Here is a 19685-nt window from a genome sequence, read left to right on the forward strand (position 1 = left end):
GCTTGGGTCAGAGAAAACCCCGCGTCGGGCGACCGGCGCGGGGTTTTCTGTTTCGGCATTCGACCCGGCGGTCAGTCCCAGTCGATCGGGGCCGATGGTGCGGGGAGAATCCGCGTGGGGCCGATCAGCGGGGTGCAGAGATAGCCCTTGGTCTCGGGGTGGCCGGGGCCTTGGGCCAGGAAGGCGCTGGCGGCTTCGCTGGCGCGGCAAGGTGACGTGAAGACGCCCCGCGTCGTGAACTCGCCATAGCCGGAGGCTCGCAGCGTTTCGACCTCGACTTGGCTCGCCCAGCTATAGCGGGCGACCCAGAAAGCAGGCAGCGTCACAATGGCGGCCGCGACGGACAGGATGATCCGTGTCCGCCGCGTCGCCATCAGATCAGAACGCGCCGGCCGGGGTCGGGGCGTACTGGCCGCCCTTGCGGTAGCGATAGAGGTAGGACGGCACCACGGCCTCGACGGCGGTGGGAACCACGCCCAGGTCGGCCAGGCCCTTGGCGCCCGGCGTGACGACATTGTCGCCGGCCTTCAGCAGGGCCACCTGGTCGGTGGTCAGCGGCGGGGCCAGCGGCAGCAGCGAGGCCTGGATGTCGCCCAGCTTGCCCACCACGCCGGCCAGCGGCCAGGGCAGGGGCGCCAGCACGCGGGCGCGGCCGGTCTCGGTCAGCACGAACTCCAGCAGTTCCTTGAAGCTGTAGACGGTGGGGCCGCCCAGCTCGAAGGTCTGGCCCGCCGCGCCCGGCGTGGCGATGATCTTGGCGATCGCGGCGGCGACGTCGCCGACGAACACCGGCTGGAACTTGGTGTGGCCGCCGCCGACCAGCGGCAGGGCGGGCGCCAGAGCGGCCAGCTGGCCGAACTTGTTGAAGAACTTGTCCTCGGGGCCGAACACCACCGACGGCCGCACGATCGTGGCGGTCGGGAAGGCGGCGCGGACGGCGGCTTCGCCCTCGGCCTTGGTGCGGGCGTACTTGCTGCCCGACTCGGCGTCGGCGCCGATGGCCGAGACCTGCACCAGGCGCTTGACGCCGGCGGCCGCGGCCTGCTCGGCCACGATCTTGGCGCCCATGGCGTGCAGCGATTGGAACTGCTGGCGGCCGCTTTCCCAAAGCACGCCCACCAGGTTCACGGCCGCCTCGGCGCCGTCCAGCGCGCGGGCCACCGAGGCCTCGTTGCGCACATTGGCCTGGAAGACCTCGATCTGACCGACATCGCCCAGCATGCGCATGCGATAGGCCAGATTGGGCTGACGCACGGCTACGCGTACGCGATAGCCCGCCTTGGCGAGGGCGCGCACCACCTGGCTTCCTACGAAGCCCGAGCCGCCGAACACCGTGACCAGACCCTGCATCTTCATTCCTCGTCGCTGCGATGAAGGGGGGATTAGACGAGCCTGGGGATGTTCGCAAGAAAAGTGAGAAATGCGATTGACGCCGTCAGAACCTTTGCATAAACGTCCGGCCCTCGCAGCGGCCCAACGGGTTGCGCCGCGGGCCCAGGTGGCGGAATTGGTAGACGCGCTGGCTTCAGGTGCCAGTGACCGAAAGGTCGTGGAGGTTCGAGTCCTCTCCTGGGCACCACCCCTTACCAACCCTCGCAGATGCGAGGAGCGGGGTGGTTCCAAGCTTTCCATGCAATAGATATTCGGTTCATCTGGCGTGCATCGCCGACGTCCCACTATAAGGCGTCGGAGCGGCGCCGTTCGCGACGACGCCGACGCGTGGAGACGAAAGACACTTGGCCAGCTTTGTTCATGAAGGCGACCTGCCCGACGGCGTGTTCGCCGGGGCGACCGCGATCGCCATCGATTCGGAAACCATGGGCCTGCGCCTCGGGCGCGATCCGTTGTGCGTGGTGCAGCTATCGTCCGGCGACGGCGACGCCCACGTGGTGCGCCTGGACCGCTCGACCTATCACGCGCCCAATCTGAAGAAGCTGCTGACCGACCCGGCCGTGCTGAAGCTCTTCCACTTCGGCCGCTTCGACATCGCCATGTTCCTGCTGCATCTGGGCGTCATGACGGCGCCCGTGTACTGCACCAAGATCGCCTCCAAGCTCGCCCGCACCTATACCGACCGCCACGGCCTCAAGGACGTGACGCGCGAACTGATGGGCGTGGAGCTGTCCAAGGCCCAGCAGAGCTCGGACTGGGGCGCGGCCTCGCTGAGCCCCGAGCAGGTGGCCTACGCCGCTTCGGACGTCCTGCACCTGCATGGCCTGCGCGAGCGTTTGAACACCATGCTGGTGCGCGAGGGCCGCATGGCCCTGGCCCAGGCCGCCTTCGACTATCTGCCCCACCGCGCCGCGCTCGACCTGGCCGGTTGGGAAGACGTCGACATCTTCGCGCACGCTTAAGGGAGACCCGGACGGTGTCGGACGTGGCGATGAGGAGCGGCTTCAAGCGCGATCTGCGGCGCTGGCGCCGGCGCTCGCGCCTGGTCCGGGCCGCGCGCGGCGCCCTGCCCATCGCCATCCTGGCCCTGATCGGCTCGGCCGTGGGCCAGGTGGTCTGGCTGACGGTGACGGCGGCCGAACGCGCGCCGGAAAGGCCGCAGGCCCAGATCCGCATGCTCAATCCGCGCTTCTACGGCCAGTCGAGCGACGGTCGCGCCTTCCTGATCACGGCCCGCTCGGCGGTCCGCGACGACGCCGACCTCAAGCGCGTGCTGCTGGACGACCCGACCCTGACCCTGGGCATCGACGAGCCCAAGCCCAGCCGGGTGACGTCCAAGAGCGGCGTCTATCGCGAGGACAACCTCAAGCTCGTGCTGCGCGGCGACGTGCGCATGGACGACGGGGGCGGCTATCGCTTCGCGTCGGACGAGGCTTTCGTCGACACCAAGACCGGGGTGATCACCGGAGAATCCGTGCTGCAGGGCGAAGGTCCTACAGGACAGGTGAAATCCAACGCTTATTCCGTATATGACAAGGGCGACCGCATCGTTTTCCGCGGTGGAGTCCGCACGCGCCTCGATCGCGTCGACGGCGGGAACTAGAGGACGGTGCGACAGATGAGGGCGAGGTCGATGAAACGAGCAATGGCGGTCGCTGGCGTCGCCGCGAGCCTCCTGGGCGGCCTGATGGCCGGCCCGGCCATGGCGCAGAACAATTCCAGCGCGCCGGTCGACATCTCGGCCGACGAGCAGGAGACCATCTCCAGCCAGTGCAAGACCATCTTCCGCGGCGCCGTCGAGGTGCTGCAGGAGACCTCGCGCCTGCGCGCCGCCAAGATGACCCTCTACAATCAGAAGAAGCCCGGCGGCGGTGGTGGCGGCAACGGTTGCGGCAACGTCGACCGCGTCGAGGCCGAGGGCGAGGTCTTCTACGTCACCCCCAAGCAGGTGGTGCGTGGCGACCGGGCGACCTACGACTATTCGTCCGACACCATCGTGGTGACCGGCAACGTGGTGGCCGTGCAGGGCCAGGACGTGGCGCGCGGCGACCGCATGGTGGTCAACACCAAGACCAACGACGTGCGCATGGAGTCCAGCGCCAAGGGCGCCGGCAAGAAGAACCGCGTGCGCGCCGTGGTCTATCCCAGCACGTCCGACGATTCCAAGAAGCCCGCCGCCAAGCCCTGAGGCCGTATAAATGCAGTTTCAAACCCTTGGGGGCGGCCCGACCGAGGACGGTCTCTATGTCGACGGCGTCGGCAAGACCTTCGGCGACCGGGCCGTGGTCAAGAACGTCTCCCTGCGCCTCAAGCGCGGCGAGGTCGTCGGCCTGCTGGGCCCCAACGGCGCCGGCAAGACCACCACCTTCTACATGGTCACCGGCCTGATCGCCGCCGACTACGGCTCGATCTATCTCGACGGCGAGGACATCACGGCCCAGCCGATGTTCCAGCGCGCGCGCCTCGGCGTCGGCTACCTGCCGCAGGAAGCCTCGATCTTCCGCGGCATGACGGTCGAGCAGAACGTCATGGCCGTGGTCGAGATGCGCGAGAAGAACGCGCGCAAGGCCCGCGAGACGGTGACCAGCATCCTGGAAGAACTGCGGATCACCCATATTCGCAAGTCGCCGGCCGTCGCCCTGTCGGGCGGTGAGCGCCGCCGCGTGGAAATCGCCCGGGCCCTGGCCAGCGAGCCGTCGTTCATGCTGCTCGACGAGCCCTTCGCCGGCATCGACCCCTTGGCCATCTCCGACATCCGCGAGGTCGTGAACTACCTCAAGAACCGCGGCATTGGCATCCTGATCACCGACCACAACGTCCGCGAGACGCTGGACATGGTGGATCGGGCCTCGATCATCGCCGCCGGCGAAGTGCTCTTCGAGGGCTCGCCGAAGGAGATCGTCGACAATCCGGAAGTGCGCCGGGTTTACCTGGGCGACAGCTTCGCCGACCGGGCTTAAGGCCTCGGACACGATTGAGGCGGCGTCGTCTCGCCGCATCGACCTGGGGAAAGGCCTTGTTCTGCAAGGCCTTTTTCTTTTTCCGAGGACGGATGGTCGCACTGGCCCGATATTTGCTGGCGTTCGCGCCCCGTTAACCAGACTGCCCTTTCAATGGCGATCGTAAGTTTCGTTCGATTTGCCAGGAGGGCGCGTTGGCGCTCAGCCCAAGACTCGACATCCGGCAGGGCCAGGGCCTTGTCATCACGCCGCAGCTGCAGCAGGCCATCAAGCTTCTGCAACTGTCGAACATCGAGCTCGACGCCTTCGTCGAGGCCGAACTCGAGCGTAATCCGCTGCTGCAACGCGACGACAGCGAGCGCGAGGTCGAGCGCGACGGCGAGCCCGAACGGGCCGTCGAGAACCTGGGCATGGAAAACGTGTCGGACTCCGCGGCCAACCGCGAGATGGATACGCCCGGCGACGACGTCTCCCCCGGCGAGCGCGCCACCGGCGACGGCGAGAGCGCCGACGCCGAGCACGCCGGCGGCCAGATCGACTGGTCGCGCGCCGGCGGCGGCGGCAGCTTCGAGGGCGACGACAATTTCGAAGGCGCCCTGAACCGTCCCGAGACCCTTTCCGAGCACCTCAACGGCCAGCTGGTCCTGGCCGGCCTGTCGCCCGCCGACGAGGCCATCGCCGCCATCCTGATCGACGCCGTGGACGCTGGCGGCTACCTGCGCGCCGATCTCTGGGAGATCGCCGAGCGCCTGGGCTGCGAGCTGGAGCGCATCGAGCGCGTACTGAAGGTCGTCCAGGGCTTCGAGCCCTGCGGCGTGGCCGCCCGCGACGTGCGCGAGTGCCTGGAACTGCAGCTGCGCGACGCCAACCGCTACGACCCGGCCATCGCCGCCCTGCTCGACAATCTCGACCTGCTGGCCCGCCGCGACCTCGTCTCGCTGCGCAAGATCTGCGGCGTCGACGACGAGGACCTGCGCGAGATGATCGCCGAGGTCCGCGGCCTGACGCCGCGCCCGGGCGCGGCCTTCCACAGCGATCCGCCCCAGACCCTGGTGCCCGACGTGCACGTGCGCGAAGGCCTGGGCGGCATGTGGCACGTCGAGCTGAACACCGACACCCTGCCGCGCGTGCTGGTCGACCAGCGCTACCACGCCCGCGTCTCCAAGGGTGCGCGCAGCGACCAGGAAAAGACCTTCGTCTCCGACAGCTTCGCCAGCGCCAACTGGCTGGTCAAAAGCCTCGACCAGCGGGCCAAGACCATCCTCAAGGTGGCCAGCGAGATCGTGCGCCAGCAGGACGGCTTCCTGGCCTACGGCGTCGAGCACCTGCGTCCGCTGAACCTGAAGACCGTCGCCGACGCCATCGGCATGCACGAGAGCACGGTCAGCCGCGTCACCTCCAACAAGTACGTCGCCACCCCGCGCGGGGTGTTCGAGCTGAAGTTCTTCTTCACCTCGGCCATCCAGTCGTCGGAAGGCGGCGAGGCCCACTCGGCCGCCAGCGTCCGCCACAAGATCAAGGGCCTGGTCGAGGCCGAACGGCGCGAGGCCGACGTCCATTCCGACGACCGCATCGTCGAGATCCTGAAGGCCGCCGGCGTCGACATCGCCCGCCGCACCGTGGCCAAGTACCGCGAGGCCATGCGCATCCCCTCGTCGGTCGAGCGCCGCCGGCTGATCAAGGAAGCCTGCTGAGCAGGTCCTCCGTCCCCCTGCGACGCGACGCCGCACCCTGTTTCTCCCCGCCTGTGACGCTTTCGAGCAAGCGGTCCGGCCGCTTCCCGCGTTATAGGAAAGGGTGAAACAGGACCGCGCATGAGCCAGGAGAAACTGTCCGACGTGATCGAGGGGTTCGGCGACGACCCCCGGCCCGTATTGACCGTCGGTCAGATGTTGGAGGCCTTCGACAGCCGGGCCTTCGGGGCGACGCTGCTGGTGTTCGGCCTGCTGAACTGCCTGCCCCTGCCGCCGGGCTCGTCCACCCTGCTGTCGCTGCCGATCCTGCTGCTGGCGCCGCAGATCGCCCTGGGCGCCAATGCGCCGTGGCTGCCCGAGGGGCTGGCCGAAAAGCCGCTGAAGCGCGACGACCTCAGGGGCCTGTTCCGCAAGATCACGCCCATCCTGCGTCGGCTGGAGGTGGTGACGCGGCCCAGGCTCGGCTTCCTGTTCGCGGCCGGCGGCGAGCGGCTGATCGGCGTGGTCTGCACCCTGCTGGCCCTGGTGCTGATCCTGCCGATCCCGCTGGGCAACCTGGCGCCGGGCGCGACCGTGGCCGTCCTGGCGCTCGCCCTGCTGCAGCGCGACGGTCTGCTGGCCCTGCTCGGCTATCTGATGGCGCTGGGCAGCACGGCCCTGCTTTTCGTCAGTGCAGGTGTCGTGACGGCCGCCGTCAAGAAGCTGATCGGGGTCTTTTCGGGACTCTTCTGAGGCCGTTTTGCTCCCGCTTGACACCGCCCCCGGACGGGCGCGTTGATAGGGCATGCAAGTCCAAATCTCCGGCAAGCATGTCGACGTTGGTGAGGCTCTGCGAGCGCGAGTCGCCGACGAAATCACCCTGAGCATCGGTAAGTATTTCGACCGCGGCGGTGACGCCGACGTCGTGATCAGCAAGGAGGGTTACGCCTTCCGCGTCGATTGCTCGGTCAAGCTGGCTTCGGGTCAGCAGCTTCTGAGCCACGGCTCCGGCGGCGACGCCCACATGGCGTTCGACCAGGCCCTGGCCAAGATCGAGACGCGGATAAGGCGGTACAAGCAGCGGCTCAAGAGCCACTCGATCGCCGCCACCGCCAAGCAGGCCGAGAACGCGGCCTTCTACGTGCTGCGCGCGCCCGACGGCGAGGAGGGCGGCGACCAGGAAGATTGGGCCACTGAGGAAGCCCACCCCGCCGGCGCCCCGTCGGCCATGGTCATCGCCGAAACCCAGGCCGCCCTCAAGACGATGACCGTTTCGATGGCTGTCATGGAACTGGACTTGACCGAGTCCCAGGCAATCGTGTTTAGGAACGCCGCCCATGGCGGATTGTCGGTGGTCTACCGCCGGCCGGACGGAAATATCGGCTGGATCGACCCCGAGCGCACCAAGCCGCTGAACGGAAACGGCTCGACCCTGAGCTAGCTGGAGCCTAAGCGGTCCCGGCGCGTTTCCGGGACCGCGGCGGCCGTGTTTCGGCGGCCGGCATAGAGCGAGCTAGTTGAAGTCCATGATGATCGGCGATCTTCTTGACCAGGGGGCTGTGACCCTGCGTGTCAGCGCCAAGGACAAGCGCCAGGTGCTCGGCGTCATCGCCGACGTCGCTGGCCGCGTGCTGGGCGTCGATTCCGACCTTGCGCTGGACGGTCTGGTCGAGCGCGAGGCCGCCGGCTCCACCGGCGTCGGCCAGGGCGTGGCCCTGCCGCATGCCCGCGTGCCGGGCCTGGACCGTGTCCGCGCCGTCTTCGTCCGCCTGGAAACCCCCGTCGCCTTCGACGCGCTGGACGACAAGCCGGTCGACCTGTTCCTGGCCCTGTTCGCCCCGCCCGAGGCCAACACTCAGCACCTGCGCGCCCTGGCCCGTGTCTCGCGCATGCTGCGCCAGCCCGACCTGCGCGAACAGCTGCGCCAGGCCCGCTCGGCCGACGCCGTGCACGTGCTGCTGGCCCGCGAGATCGCGACCCCGACGGCGGCTTAAGACCCCCTCCGGCCCTCCGGGCCACCTCCCCCAGAGGGGGAGGATCGCGACCGACGCCGCGCCATCAAGATGCTCCCCCTCTGGGGGAGCTGTCGCGAAGCGACTGAGGGGGTTTTCCTCTCAACGCGCGAAAATGCTCCGCGTCAGGCACGAGAACACCAGACGGCCGGCCTCGTCGAGCAGGTCCTGCTGGGCGATGACGATGCCCTTGCCCTCGCCGACCGGGTCCTTGCCCATCACCGTCATGCGGCCGCGCAGGAGTTCGCCCGCCGGCGGGTTGCGCAGCCAGCGCAGGGCGTCGACGCCCACCCGCTTGGTCTGCGGCCAGTCGGCGGTGGCCTCGCTGTCGAGCCGGCTCCAGATGGCGAAGACCATGGCGTCGGGCGCGCCCAGCGACAGGTCCCAGCCCGGCTGGAAGGCGGCGATGAAGGTCGCCAGGGCCCGCTCGTCCACCACCGTGGTTCCCAGGGTCACGACCTGGCCGATCTCGATGTCGTCGAAGGAAGCGGGCATGAATTCCCCTGGTTCGAAGCGTTCCCCGACCTGACCACGACGGCTTGACGGTTGTCGAGAGCGCGCGCACGGGCCATGTGTCTTCGCGAGTTTTCTTTGCAAGGTCGCCGATGCTGTCGCGCCGTCTGTTCGCCGCCGTCCTGGCCCCCCTGGCCCTCTTCGCCGCCGCCGTGGGACCCGCCCGCGCCGAGGTGGTCAAGACCGGCCACCTGGAGGTCGAGCTGGTTTCCCAGGAAGCCGCGGCCGTACCGGGCTCGACGGTCTTCGTGGCCCTGCGCCAGAAGATCCAGACCCACTGGCACACCTACTGGCGCAATCCGGGCGACGCCGGCGACGCCACCAAGATCGTCTGGACCCTGCCGGCCGGCTGGACCGCCGGCGACATCGTCTGGCCGACCCCGGAGCGGGTGCGCGTCGGGCCGCTGCAGGACTATGCCTACAACGGCGAGGTGCTGCTGCCGGTGCCGATCACCGTGCCGGCCTCGGCCAAGCCGGGGCAGACCGTGACCCTCAAGGCCGCCGCCGCCTTCCTGGTCTGCGAGGAGATCTGCGTTCCCGAGGACGCGGTGGTCACCCTGACGCTGCCGGTGGTCGCCGGCCCGGCCAAGCCGGATCCCAAGTGGGGCGAGGTGGTCGCGACCGTGCTGGCCAAGGCCCCCAAGCCGGCCGGCCTCAAGGCCGTGTGGACCCGCGACGGCCAGGCCGTGAAGCTGTCGGTCACCGGCGCGGCCCTGAAGGGCGGCGACTTCGCCGACGCCTACTTCTTTCCTTACTCCGGCCAGGTCATTGACCACGCCGCGCCCCAGGCCATCGAGCGCGGGCCCGATGGCCTGACCCTGACCCTGGCCCCCGGCTTCGCCTTCGGTCCCGAGGCCACCGAGCCGGTGAAGGAACTGGTCGGCGTCGTGGCCACCAAGGGCGGCTCCTACGAGATCACCGCCGTCGAGGGAGCGCCCCTTCCGGGCTCCGTAGGGCTAGGCTCTCTGCCCGCGGCCGGCGCCGGTTCGACCGGCGGTTCTTCGCAGGCCGGCGGCGATACGGCCGCTTCCGGCCTCGCGGGCGGCCTGCCGGTCGCCCTGCTGTTCGCCTTTCTCGGCGGCCTGATCCTCAACCTGATGCCCTGCGTCTTCCCGGTGCTGTCGATGAAGGCCGCCAGCCTGGCCGCCCACGCCCACGACGCCGGCAAGACCCGCGTGCAGGGCCTGGCCTTCCTGGGCGGCGTGGTGGCGACCTTCCTGGCGCTGGCCGGACTGCTGATCGCCGTCCGGGCCGGCGGCGAGGCGGTGGGCTGGGGCTTCCAGCTGCAATCGCCGGCCGTGGTGGCGGTGCTGTCGCTGCTGATGCTGCTGGTGGCCCTGAACCTGTCGGGCGTCTTTGAAGTCGGCGCCGCCGCGCAAGGGGCGGCCGGCCGCGTCTCGGGCGGTTCGGGCCTGGCCGGAGCCTTCCTGACCGGCGCCCTGGCGGTGATCGTCGCCGCCCCCTGCACCGCGCCGTTCATGGCTGGAGCCCTCGGTTTCGCCCTGACCCAGCCGCCGGCCTTCGCCCTGCTGGTGTTCCTGGCCCTGGCGCTCGGTTTCGCCGCGCCCTTCGTGATCCTGGCCTTCGTTCCGGGCCTGCTGCGCAAGCTGCCCCGGCCCGGTCCGTGGATGGACGTGCTCAAGCACGCCCTGGCCTTCCCGATGTACGGCGCGGCCGCCTGGCTGGTCTGGGTGTTCAGTCAGCAGGCCGGCGGGATCGCCCTGGCCCTGCTGCTGGCCGCCGCCGTGCTGGTCGCCTTCGCCGCCTGGGCCTACGGCCTGGGCGAGACCCGCCGCTTCGCCGGCAAGACCCCGCTGGTCGCCTTCGGCTTCGCCCTGGCGGGCCTGGCCGGCGGGATCGCCCTGACCGTCGGCGCGCTGCAGGTCCAGGCTCCGGCCGCCGCCTCGGGTCCGCAAGTCGCGGCGGCCGCCGGCCCGGGCCTCACGTCCGAGCCCTGGAGCCCCGAGCGCGTCGCCGCCCTGCAGGCCGAGGGCAAGGTGGTGATGGTCGACTTCACCGCCGACTGGTGCGTTACCTGCAAGGTCAACGAGCGGACCGCCCTGTCGGGCGCGCGCCTGGCCGACGCCTTCAAGGCCCAGAACGCCGTCCTGCTGAAGGCCGACTGGACCAAGCGCGACGCCACGATCGCCAAGGCCCTGGCCGAGCAGGGCCGCGCCGGCGTGCCGCTCTATCTCGTCTATCCCAAGGGCGGCGGCGCGCCCGCCATCCTGCCCCAGCTGCTGACCGAGGGCCTGGTGATCGAGGCGGTGGAGAAGGCGGCCAAGGGCTGAGCAACCGGGCTCGCTTTTTGGGCGAACGCTGCGATTTGAGATTGCGTTGTCGGGGGCGCGCGCAATCATCGCCGCATGAGCCTGCACGCCTATCTGCTGTTCGTGACGGCCAGCGTCGTCCTGGTGCTCGTGCCTGGGCCGGACATGGCCTACATGCTGACCCGCACCCTGGCCCAGGGCCGGCGGGCCGGCGCCATGGCCGCGCTGGGGATCAACGCCGGCGCCTATGTGCATCTGGCGGCGGCCGTGGCGGGCCTTTCGGCGCTGCTGCTGGCCTCGGCGACCGCCTTCGAGATCGTCAAATGGGCGGGCGCGGCCTATCTCGTCTATCTGGGCGTCCGCGCCCTGCTCAGCCGGACGGCGGCCAGCGAACTGGCCGACGGCGAGATGCGCGGGGCCGGTTTGGGCGCGATCTTCTGGCAGGGCTTCTGGAGCGACGTGCTCAATCCGAAGGTGGCGGTGTTCTACGTCGCCCTGCTGCCGCAGTTCGTCGAGCCTTCCGCCGGTCATGCGACCGCGCAGCTGATCCTGCTGGGCATCACGGCCAACATGACTGCGATCATCATCAATCTGGCGCTGATCGCCGCCGCGGCGCGCCTGACGACGAGCCTGCGTCGCAACGCCAGGGTGGCGCTGTGGCTGCGGCGGGCCATGGGCGCGCTGTTCGTCGGGCTGGGCCTGCGGCTGGCGGCGGCCAGGGCGGCGGGCTGACCGCGCAACCTGTCAGAAGCTTCATTTGTCACCTCCCGTCGCGTCGCTACCGTGCGGCCCGCACCCCAGGGGCGGAGGGCGAGATGCGGGCTTGGGCGGCTTTGGGGGTTGTTTTCGGGGCGATCCTGGCGCTGGCGGGGCCGGCGGCGGCCGCGCCTCAGACCTGGCTGATGTCGGTCGACCGGTGGGGCAATTCCGAGCATTCGGTGCTGACGCTGGACGCCAAGGACCCCAAGAACGCCAAGGACGGGGCGCTGTCGGGCGCGGTCGACGACTGGACCCTGACCGGCAGCCGCCGGGGCGACAAGCTCAGCTTCGTCGCCATCGACAGCCACGGCGTTCCGCACCGCTATGAGGCCACGCAGCGGGACGGCGTCCTGACCGGCTGGGCCGACTATCCCGACACCAGCAACAAGGCCCGCGCCCGCCACGCCTTCACGGCCTTGCGGCTGGATATCCCGGAGGGACCGCCGGGGCGGGTGACCTATTCGCCCGCCAGCTTCTCCAACACCTTCACCGCCGACCTGCCGCCGGCCCTGGTGATCCGGCCCGGCGACGTCGTGGCGACCCGCACGATCGATTCCGGCGGCGTCGACGAGCAGGGCAAGGTCGCGGCGCTCTACGGCAATCCCCAGACCGGGCCGTTCTTCGTCGCCGGGGCCAAGGCCGGCGATGTGCTGGCGATCCACATCCGCAAGCTGACGCTCAATCGCGACTACGCCGACAGCCTGGACGGCGTGGCCGGCCGGGCCATGTCGCTGGGCCTGGCCGCGCGATCGGCGGGGCTGGGCAAGCAGGTCCGCTGGCGGCTGGACCGCGCGGCCGGGCTGGCGCGACTGGAGGATCCGCCCGAGCGGCTGAAGGACTACGCCGTCCCCGTCCGGCCGATGCTGGGCGGGCTGGGTGTGGCGCCGGATTTCGGCTTTCCCCCGCAGTCGGCGGGCGACAGCGGCCGCTGGGGCGGCAACATGGACTTCAACGAGATCGGCGAGGGGGCCACGGTCTATCCAGCCCGGGGCCATGCTGTTCCTCGGCGACGGCCACGCCCTGCAGGGCGACGGCGAAACTACCCAGTGGGCGCTGGAGACCTCGCTGGACGTCGAGTTCAGCGTCGAGCTGCTGCCCGCCCGGCCGCTGGCCGCGCCGCGCATCGAGACCGCCGAACGCATCACCGTGCTGGGTCAGGCTTCGTCGCTGGACGAGGCGGCGCGCGCGGCGACCGGGGCGATGATCCAGTGGCTGGAGCAGGACTATGGCCTGACCCCCTCCGAGGCCTCGCTGATCCTCGGCGGCGCCGCCGAATACCGGGTGGCGACCCTGGCTGGCCGCAACGCCGGCCTGGCGTTGCGCCTCGACAAGGCCCGCCTGCGCGGACTGGCCAGGAAGCCCTAGCGACCGCGCACGGCCTCGCGGATCACCCGCGTGGCGCGCAGCCAGCCCACCAGCATGTTCACGGCATAGACAGCGGCGAGCACGTAGGCGCCGTGCAGTGTGACGTCGTCTCCGTCCGGTCCCGCCTTGAAGGAGATGAACGCCAAGAACACGGCGAACAGCACGCAGACCAGCAGCAGGTGCAGGCAGTTCAGCTGATAGCGCAGCACCCGCCCGTCCAGGCCGTGCTCGGTCCAGAACCGGCCTTCGTTGTAGATCTGCAGGGCCTTCCAGCTGCGCCGAAAGGACGAGAACGGCGTCTTGAACGTCACGACATTGGCCTCGGGACGCTGCGGCGGCTTGTTCTGCTGCTCGAGCAGGGCCGCCACGCGGTCGAGAACGCCCCCGTAGGCGGTCGTCGGGTCCAGCGGGATCGAGCCCTTCAGGGTCCACAGGAAGTCGAGCATGGCCTAGCCGTACGACCGACGCCCAAGCTCGGCAATGGTGGAAAGAGCGCGGCCTTGTCCGCTCGCGCGTCCTGTGGGAGCTTCAACCCATGGACGATCTCATCCGCAACCTTCGGGGACGCGCCGGAGCGCTCGCGGCGATCGGCGGCGCCTTCGCCCTGGCTTCGGCCTGGCCGCTGACGACCGGGCGGGCGCCGAACCCGGCGTTGCTGATCATGGCCGTGCTGCTGCTGGGCCTCGCCGCGGTGGTCCGGTTCCGGCCTCGCCGCTAGCGGCCTCTACTTCTTCTTGTCGCCGCCCCAGGGCAGGCGCGCCCTCACGTCGTCGATCGGCGTGCGCGTGGTCGTCACCGGCGGCGGCGCGGCGATCACCGGCCGGGGCAGGGGATAGGCCCGCCAGCCGGTCTGGATCAGCGCCTCGAAGCCCTGGCAGCGCGGCATGATCCGCACCGCGCCGGTCTTCGGCCGGGCGAAGGGCGGCGGCTGGCGCACGTCCTGGCGGCGCGGGTCGATGAACATCCAGTCGCCGGGCAGGGCGTAGCCCCGCTCGCCGCCGGTCTTGACGGCCTGGTAGGCGAGGTTGGCCTGGAACGGCTTGACCCCGTACTTCAGCATGGCGCGCAGGAAGATGGCGTCGGCCTCGGCCCGCTTGCCCGGTTCGCCCACCGCATAGAGCCAGTCGTGGACGATGGCGGCGCGCGCCGTCGGCCCTTGCGGGTCGATGAAGCCCTGGCCGTACCAGGGCACGCTGGCGAAGTCGGTGACGTACCAGCGCGGCACGACGATCACCTTGCCGGTCTCGACGTCGCAATAGGGGAACTCGGCCTCCAGGGTGAAGAGCTTGCGCCCCTCCTTGGCCTGGTTGAACAGCATGATCGGCTGCGGCGTCAGCGAGCTTGGCGGCGTCGGCGCCACCACCGGCACGAAGACGGTGGTCTCCTTGGTCGTCGTGCAGGCGGCCAGGGCGAGGCCGGCGGTCAGAGCGGCGACGAGGGAAAGCTTGGAGCGGAGCGTCATGATCGTGGCGTTCGGGGAGAAACGGGGCGAGCGATGCCGTCTTCTGGCGGCCGAAATGCGGCGGATCAAGCGCTCATGGGCAAGCTTGGCTGTTCGCGACAAAAGATTGCGCGTCCGGTGGGCTGTTCCACCGCAGGGCGATCCGTGAGAATGTCTCGCAACGCCGACTGTCCGCCCCCTCGGAGGTTCCCCATGATCACCCGTCGCCTGATCGTCGCCAGCGCCCCGCTGGTCGTGCTCGCGCCCAGCTTCGCGCTCGCTGCCCCGGCCCCGGGCTTCACCGCCAGGGACATCGACGGCAAGACCCGCTCGCTGGCCGAGTTCAAGGGCAAGACCGTCGTGCTTGAATGGGTCAACGAGGGCTGCCCCTATGTGAAGAAGCACTACTCCGGGAACATGCAGGGCCTGCAGCAGGCCGCCACGGCCGACGGCGTGGTCTGGCTCAGCGTCGCCTCCTCGGCCCCCGGCAAGCAGGGCTATTTCGCCGACGGCGCCCAGGCCAGGACCTGGATGAGCGCCAAGGGCGCCAAGCCCACCACCCTGCTGCTCGACTCCGAGGGCGTGGTCGCCACCGCCTACAAGGCCAAGACCACCCCGCACATGTTCGTCATCGATCCGGCCGGGCAGGTCGTCTACCAGGGCGCCATCGACGACAAGCCCAGCAACAAGGTCGAGGACATCGCCGGCGCCAAGAACTACGTCGCCGCGGCCCTCGCCGACCTCAAGGCTGGCCGCAAGGTGGCGGTGCCGGCGAGCCAGCCGTATGGCTGCGCGGTGAAGTACAAGGACGCTTGATCCCCACCCGTAAAATCCCCGCGAAAGCGGGGACCCAGGTGTTTTATCGTCGAGCGCCCCACGTTTCAGAAAAAGCCTGGGCCCCCGCTTTCGCGGGGGTTTTACGGAAGAGAAGGTGGCGCCGCCTCAAGCCGCCGGCTGCGGCGGGGCGGTGATGACCTCGACGTTGTCGTTCAGCAGATAGACCATGTCGCGCAGGGCGAGGTCCTGCTCCTTGACGGTCTTGGCGGCCGACATGGCCGAGAGCTTCTCGGGCAGGTCCTGGCTGATGCCGCGCAGGATGCATTTGAGGTCGTCGACCGCGCCGCGCTCCTTCAGGGTGACGTGACCCTTCATGTCCAGCGCCGACAGCGCCTCGATCTCGGCCTTGAAGGCGGTGAAGCCGGACAGCGGAACGGCGCTCGCCGCCGCGTCCTTCGGCAGGCCCTGACGATAGGCCTCGGTCTGGCCCTTCAGTGCGCCGGCCCTTTTGACGATGTCGGCGAACAGCGGCTCGCCCGCCACCGAAGCCGGGGCCTGGCCCGGCTGAACCACGGCCGGAGCCTGGTCGACGGGCGCCGCCGAACCGGTCGAAGCCAGCCACAACATGGCGGAAAAGGCGATCGCGTCGCAGGACATCATGCGCTCCAGGCGAAAAACGTCATTGGTCTTCATGACGCCGAGACTGACCTTTGGTAAGCCCGCTCCCGTAAACACCGTTTTACCACATATGGAGTTGCCCGTGGCCGACCTCGACGCTGCCTGGACCCGCCTGGAAACCGCCGCCAAGGCCGCCGGGGAGAAGCGCATCGTCGAGTTCTTCGACGCCGAGCCCCAACGCCTCGAGACCCTGACCCTCGACGTCGCCGGCCTGCATCTCGACCTCTCCAAGCAGGCCTGGGACGAAGCCGGCCTGGAAGCCGCGCTCGACCTGGCCCACGCCGCCGACGTCGAAGGCGCCCGCGCCCGCATGCTGGGCGGCGAGGCGATCAACAGCTCCGAAGGCCGCGCCGTGCTGCACGTCGCCCTGCGCGCCAAGGCCGACGCCGACATCAAGGCGCAAGGGCTCTCGGTGATGGCCGATGTCGAGGCCGTCCGCAGCCGGATGAAGGCCTTCGCCGAGGCCGTCCGTTCGGGCGCGATCAAGGGCGCCACCGGCAAGCCGTTCAAGGCCATCCTGCACATCGGCATCGGCGGCAGCGATCTTGGTCCCCGCCTGCTGTGGGACGCCCTGCGTCCGGTAAAGCCGGAGATCGACCTGCGCTTCGTGGCCAATGTGGACGGCGCCGAGTTCCTGCTGACCACGGCCGACCTCGATCCGGAAGAGACCCTGGTCGTGGTGGTCTCCAAGACCTTCACCACCCAGGAGACCATGTCCAACGCCGCCGCCGCCCGCGCCTGGCTGGTCGCGGCCGTGGGCGAGCAGGGCGCCAACGCCCACCTGGCCGCCGTGTCGACCGCGCTCGACAAGACCTCGGCTTTCGGGGTGGCGGACGAGCGGGTGTTCGGCTTCTGGGACTGGGTCGGCGGCCGCTATTCGCTGTGGTCGGCGGTCAGCCTGTCGGTGGCCGTCGCCGCCGGCTGGGACGTGTTCCAGGGCTTCCTCGACGGCGCGGCCGAGATGGACGCCCACTTCGCTTCGGCGCCGCTGGAAAAGAACGCCCCGGTGCTGGTGGCCCTGGCCCAGATCTTCAACCGCAACGGCCTGGACCGCCGCGCCCGCTCGGTCGTTCCGTACTCGCACCGTCTGCGCCGTCTGGCCTCCTTCCTCCAGCAGCTGGAGATGGAGAGCAACGGCAAGTCGGTCGGCCCGAACGGCCAGCCGGCCGCGCGCGGCACGGCCACCGTGGTGTTCGGCGACGAGGGCACCAACGTCCAGCACGCCTATTTCCAGTGCATGCACCAGGGCACCGACATCACGCCGATGGAGCTGATCGGCCTGGCCAAGTCGGATGAAGGTCCGGCCGGCATGCACGAGAAGCTGCTGTCGAACCTGCTGGCCCAGGCCGAAGCCTTCATGGTCGGCCGCACGACGCAAGACGTGGTCGCCGAGCTGCAGGCCAAGGGCGTTTCGGAAGCCGAGATCGCGACCCTGGCCCCCCAGCGCACCTTCGCCGGCAACCGTCCGTCGACCCTGGTGCTGCTCGACCGCCTGACGCCGCAGACCTTCGGCGCCCTGATCGCCCTCTATGAGCACAAGACCTTCGTCGAGGGCGTGATCTGGGGGATCAACAGCTTCGACCAGTGGGGCGTGGAGCTGGGCAAGGTGATGGCCGGCCGCATCCTGCCGGAACTGGAAGCCGGCGCCGTGGGCAGCCACGACGCCTCGACCAGCGCCCTGATCGACCGGCTGAAGAAGTAGGGCCTTACGGGTCCCAGCCGACCACGGTCAGCGAATAGGCCGGCAGCGTCAGCGCGCCGGCCGCCGCCGTGAACCGCCGGGGCGGCAGCGAGCGCGCGGGCCGGCTCCTGGCCCCCGCGTCGCGCCAGGCGTATTGCGCGGGGCCGAACTGCACGACGTCCAGCGGTCCCGCGACCGGCCGCCGGCCCTGGTCGGTCAGCAGGTCCAGCGCGATCCGCCGGGCATGGGTCTTGTCGCGATTGACCAGCATCACCGCCCAGCGGCCGTCCGGCCGGCGCAGGGCGTAGGCGGTGACCAGCGGCCGGCCCTTGGCGTCGAGCGCCGCGCCGGTCGCCGGCCACACCTCGTGCGCCCCGCCGCCGGGCGCGGCCCAGTCGCGCGTCATCATCCGCGCGGCCCAATAGGCCGGCATCGGCCAGCGCGCCTGGCCCTTCGGATCGGCCTGCCACAGCATCATGTTGCCGTAGCCGGCGCAGGCCAGGTGCTGGTTGATCGGCACGTTGGGGCCGTAGCCGAACAGGTAGGCCGCATCCCCGCCCAGGGTCAGGAATTGGCCGACGATGTCGGCGTTCAGCAGGGCGCTGGGCATCTGCGCCATCGCCCGCCCCGAATAGGCCGAGAAGCCGTACTCGCTGATCACCCAGGGGATGTCGCGGGGGATCTCGTCGTCGGCGAAGCGCTGGAACAGGGCCGCGTTCAGCGTGGTCTGCTCGCGCAGCTTGTCCTCGATGTCGCCGCACAGGTCGTCGAACGGGTAGCGCTCGTAGGAGAAGAAGCCCAGCCGCCCGATCTCGCCGCGCTGGCGCAGGTAGCGCATCAGCCGCCGGGTCCAGGAATGGTCGGGGTCCTCGTCCAGCCAGGTGTCGGCGATCCCGCTCTGCAGGCTGGGGCCGCCGAAGACCAGGGCCGGATCGATCGCGCCCAGGGCCTTGGCGAAGGCCAGGTACAGCGCGCCGTAGCTCTCGGCGTCGATATACTGGCCGTCGGGTTCCTCGCCCAGCTCGACCTGGGTGACCGGATGGCCGCGATGACGCAGGTAGCGGATCAGCGCCGCGCCGTTCTCGGGCGTGTCGTAGAGCACGCCGACCGGAACCATCATCGGCCGGCCGTTCGTCAGGCCGCTGGCGTAGACGAGGTCGATCCCCGGCTGCTCCAGGTCGCGATCCTGGTCGATGGCCCGGTGCCAGGGATCGGTCGACGACACCTGGGCGTAGGTCTGTCCACGTCCGGAGCGGGCGTGGCGGACGCGGTCGACGAAGCGGCCGGCCGGGTCGATCGTCCCGAATCCGACCTCGCGGATGGCGTAGCCCAGGCCGTCGCGGACGTCGGTCGAGCCCGCCGGTGCGGTCCCTGACGGCTTAGTCATCAGTATACGGATAAATCGGGCCTCGACCGGCTTTGCAAACCGCAGCAACGCCTCGCCGTCATGGCCTTCGACGACCGCGCCGCCCGGAAAATCGACCCAGCAGCCGGCGGGGTCGTATTCGTCGACCCCCACCCAGTGCTGCACCCGATAGGCGACGGCGTAGGGCGTTCCCCAGAGGATGCGCGCGGCCGAGACGGGGCCGGCGGCGCCGAGGTCGAACTTGGCCCATTCGGGCAAGGCCGGCGCGCCGGTGTAGCGCGGGTCCAGATAGGGGTTCGACTTCCAGAAGCTCTCCGGATCGCCGTCGTCGAGCCGCGAGAAGCCGCTGTTGTTGGCGTTGTCGACGCTGTCGCCGCGCCGGGGCAGGGCGTAGCCGTGGCTCAGGCGGATCGGCGGGCCGGGCTGGTCGCTGGAGGTCCAGTAGCCTTGGCGGCGGGTCGGATCGCTCCAGGCCCCTCGCGGGTTCCAGTGCCAAGCCTCGATGCCCAGTTCGGTGCGCAGGCGATAGGTGATCGGCTTCAGGCCGCCCTGGCGCATGCGCGCGACATTGTGGGCGGTGTAGAGCGGCGCGACCTCGCCGCGGCCCATGCCGTCCAGCCCCGCGCCGAGGGCGGCGGCCAGATCGATGCGGTTGGCCGGCCGCCCGGCCGTCAGGTCGATGGTCACCGTGTCGGCCGCCGGGGCCGCCGCATGGACCTGCGAGGCGGCGAGGCCCGCGCAGGCGAACAGCAGGGCGAGAACCGGGCGACGCATGGACGACCTCCGTCGGGAGGATCG

General features: G+C 69.9%; 22 protein-coding genes and 1 tRNA gene. 15 read left to right on the forward strand and 8 right to left on the reverse strand.

From position 1 onward, the window contains the following. Positions 1–71: 71 nt before the first annotated feature. Both AC07NG_RS03620 and AC07NG_RS03625 read right to left on the reverse strand, forming a co-directional pair. Positions 72–326: a hypothetical protein gene (locus tag AC07NG_RS03620; RefSeq protein ID WP_492854236.1), complete on the reverse strand. Its 255-nt coding sequence runs from the start codon at positions 324–326 to the stop codon at positions 72–74. Positions 327–378: 52 nt separating this feature from the next. Continuing rightward, a complete protein-coding gene (locus tag AC07NG_RS03625; RefSeq protein ID WP_492854237.1) occupies positions 379–1350 on the reverse strand; it encodes a complex I NDUFA9 subunit family protein in 972 nt (323 codons plus the stop codon). A gap of 142 nt (positions 1351–1492) precedes the next feature. On the opposite strand from AC07NG_RS03625, the gene AC07NG_RS03630 reads away from it, so the two are divergent. The 9 genes from AC07NG_RS03630 to ptsN all read left to right on the forward strand — a co-directional run bounded on the left by AC07NG_RS03630 (position 1493) and on the right by ptsN (position 8019). Then, a tRNA-Leu gene (locus tag AC07NG_RS03630) sits at positions 1493–1579 on the forward strand. Between the two features lie 157 nt (positions 1580–1736). After that, positions 1737–2354 carry a ribonuclease D gene (locus AC07NG_RS03635; RefSeq protein WP_110120462.1) on the forward strand — a complete coding sequence of 206 codons (618 nt, stop codon included), beginning with the start codon at positions 1737–1739 and terminating at the stop codon, positions 2352–2354. A 14-nt stretch (positions 2355–2368) separates the two neighbouring features. Next, positions 2369–2995: an LPS export ABC transporter periplasmic protein LptC gene (gene lptC, locus AC07NG_RS03640; protein ID WP_492854239.1), complete on the forward strand. Its 627-nt coding sequence runs from the start codon at positions 2369–2371 to the stop codon at positions 2993–2995. Between the two features lie 42 nt (positions 2996–3037). Beyond that, the gene (locus tag AC07NG_RS03645; protein ID WP_492854240.1) at positions 3038–3580 is read left to right on the forward strand and encodes an LptA/OstA family protein; all 543 of its coding nucleotides are present in this window, start codon (positions 3038–3040) and stop codon (positions 3578–3580) included. 10 nt (positions 3581–3590) lie between these two features. Next, complete coding sequence (lptB, locus tag AC07NG_RS03650) at positions 3591–4352, forward strand: LPS export ABC transporter ATP-binding protein (RefSeq protein WP_487288957.1); 762 nt, start codon at positions 3591–3593, stop codon at positions 4350–4352. Between the two features lie 194 nt (positions 4353–4546). After that, positions 4547–6046 (forward strand): RNA polymerase factor sigma-54, encoded by a 1500-nt coding sequence (gene rpoN, locus AC07NG_RS03655; RefSeq protein WP_492854241.1) that lies wholly within the window; start codon positions 4547–4549, stop codon positions 6044–6046. Between the two features lie 120 nt (positions 6047–6166). After that, positions 6167–6778, forward strand: a complete 612-nt coding sequence (locus AC07NG_RS03660; RefSeq protein ID WP_492854242.1) for an exopolysaccharide biosynthesis protein — start codon at positions 6167–6169, stop codon at positions 6776–6778. A gap of 52 nt (positions 6779–6830) precedes the next feature. Further along, on the forward strand, positions 6831–7466 hold the full coding sequence (gene hpf / locus AC07NG_RS03665; protein WP_110120468.1) for a ribosome hibernation-promoting factor, HPF/YfiA family: 636 nt from the start codon (positions 6831–6833) through the stop codon (positions 7464–7466). Positions 7467–7551: 85 nt separating this feature from the next. Further along, a complete protein-coding gene (gene ptsN / locus AC07NG_RS03670; RefSeq protein ID WP_487289020.1) occupies positions 7552–8019 on the forward strand; it encodes a PTS IIA-like nitrogen regulatory protein PtsN in 468 nt (155 codons plus the stop codon). A gap of 120 nt (positions 8020–8139) precedes the next feature. Here the strand turns inward: ptsN and AC07NG_RS03675 are convergent, their stop codons facing one another. Beyond that, the gene (locus AC07NG_RS03675) at positions 8140–8532 is read right to left on the reverse strand and encodes a hotdog family protein (RefSeq protein WP_110120470.1); all 393 of its coding nucleotides are present in this window, start codon (positions 8530–8532) and stop codon (positions 8140–8142) included. A gap of 110 nt (positions 8533–8642) precedes the next feature. Between AC07NG_RS03675 and AC07NG_RS03680 the strand changes: the two genes are divergently transcribed. Both AC07NG_RS03680 and AC07NG_RS03685 read left to right on the forward strand, forming a co-directional pair. Next, positions 8643–10841, forward strand: coding sequence for a protein-disulfide reductase DsbD family protein (locus tag AC07NG_RS03680; protein WP_494592250.1), 2199 nt, complete (start codon positions 8643–8645; stop codon positions 10839–10841). 75 nt (positions 10842–10916) lie between these two features. After that, the gene (locus AC07NG_RS03685; RefSeq protein WP_494592252.1) at positions 10917–11552 is read left to right on the forward strand and encodes a LysE family translocator; all 636 of its coding nucleotides are present in this window, start codon (positions 10917–10919) and stop codon (positions 11550–11552) included. A gap of 484 nt (positions 11553–12036) precedes the next feature. Here the strand turns inward: AC07NG_RS03685 and AC07NG_RS03690 are convergent, their stop codons facing one another. After that, positions 12037–12159 (reverse strand): hypothetical protein, encoded by a 123-nt coding sequence (locus AC07NG_RS03690; protein ID WP_494592254.1) that lies wholly within the window; start codon positions 12157–12159, stop codon positions 12037–12039. Between the two features lie 413 nt (positions 12160–12572). Between AC07NG_RS03690 and AC07NG_RS03695 the strand changes: the two genes are divergently transcribed. Beyond that, on the forward strand, positions 12573–12944 hold the full coding sequence (locus AC07NG_RS03695; RefSeq protein WP_494592256.1) for an acetamidase/formamidase family protein: 372 nt from the start codon (positions 12573–12575) through the stop codon (positions 12942–12944). Here the strand turns inward: AC07NG_RS03695 and AC07NG_RS03700 are convergent. Next, positions 12941–13390: a hypothetical protein gene (locus AC07NG_RS03700; protein WP_494592258.1), complete on the reverse strand. Its 450-nt coding sequence runs from the start codon at positions 13388–13390 to the stop codon at positions 12941–12943. The genes AC07NG_RS03695 and AC07NG_RS03700 overlap by 4 nt on opposite strands. Before the next feature lie 89 nt (positions 13391–13479). Between AC07NG_RS03700 and AC07NG_RS03705 the strand changes: the two genes are divergently transcribed. After that, complete coding sequence (locus AC07NG_RS03705; protein ID WP_494592260.1) at positions 13480–13662, forward strand: hypothetical protein; 183 nt, start codon at positions 13480–13482, stop codon at positions 13660–13662. A 6-nt stretch (positions 13663–13668) separates the two neighbouring features. On the opposite strand, the gene AC07NG_RS03710 is transcribed toward AC07NG_RS03705, so the two are convergent. Next, positions 13669–14406, reverse strand: a complete 738-nt coding sequence (locus tag AC07NG_RS03710) for a DUF1353 domain-containing protein (RefSeq protein WP_492854248.1) — start codon at positions 14404–14406, stop codon at positions 13669–13671. Positions 14407–14598: 192 nt separating this feature from the next. On the opposite strand from AC07NG_RS03710, the gene AC07NG_RS03715 reads away from it, so the two are divergent. Continuing rightward, on the forward strand, positions 14599–15201 hold the full coding sequence (locus AC07NG_RS03715) for a thioredoxin family protein (protein ID WP_494592262.1): 603 nt from the start codon (positions 14599–14601) through the stop codon (positions 15199–15201). A gap of 126 nt (positions 15202–15327) precedes the next feature. On the opposite strand, the gene AC07NG_RS03720 is transcribed toward AC07NG_RS03715, so the two are convergent. After that, positions 15328–15819 (reverse strand): hypothetical protein, encoded by a 492-nt coding sequence (locus AC07NG_RS03720; RefSeq protein WP_494592264.1) that lies wholly within the window; start codon positions 15817–15819, stop codon positions 15328–15330. 103 nt (positions 15820–15922) lie between these two features. Between AC07NG_RS03720 and pgi the strand changes: the two genes are divergently transcribed. Next, complete coding sequence (gene pgi, locus AC07NG_RS03725; protein WP_494592266.1) at positions 15923–17542, forward strand: glucose-6-phosphate isomerase; 1620 nt, start codon at positions 15923–15925, stop codon at positions 17540–17542. A 4-nt stretch (positions 17543–17546) separates the two neighbouring features. Here the strand turns inward: pgi and AC07NG_RS03730 are convergent, their stop codons facing one another. Next, positions 17547–19661, reverse strand: a complete 2115-nt coding sequence (locus AC07NG_RS03730) for a discoidin domain-containing protein (RefSeq protein WP_494592268.1) — start codon at positions 19659–19661, stop codon at positions 17547–17549. Positions 19662–19685 lie beyond the last annotated feature (24 nt).

The sequence above is a fragment of the Caulobacter sp. GW821-FHT10C03 genome (assembly GCF_059415485.1).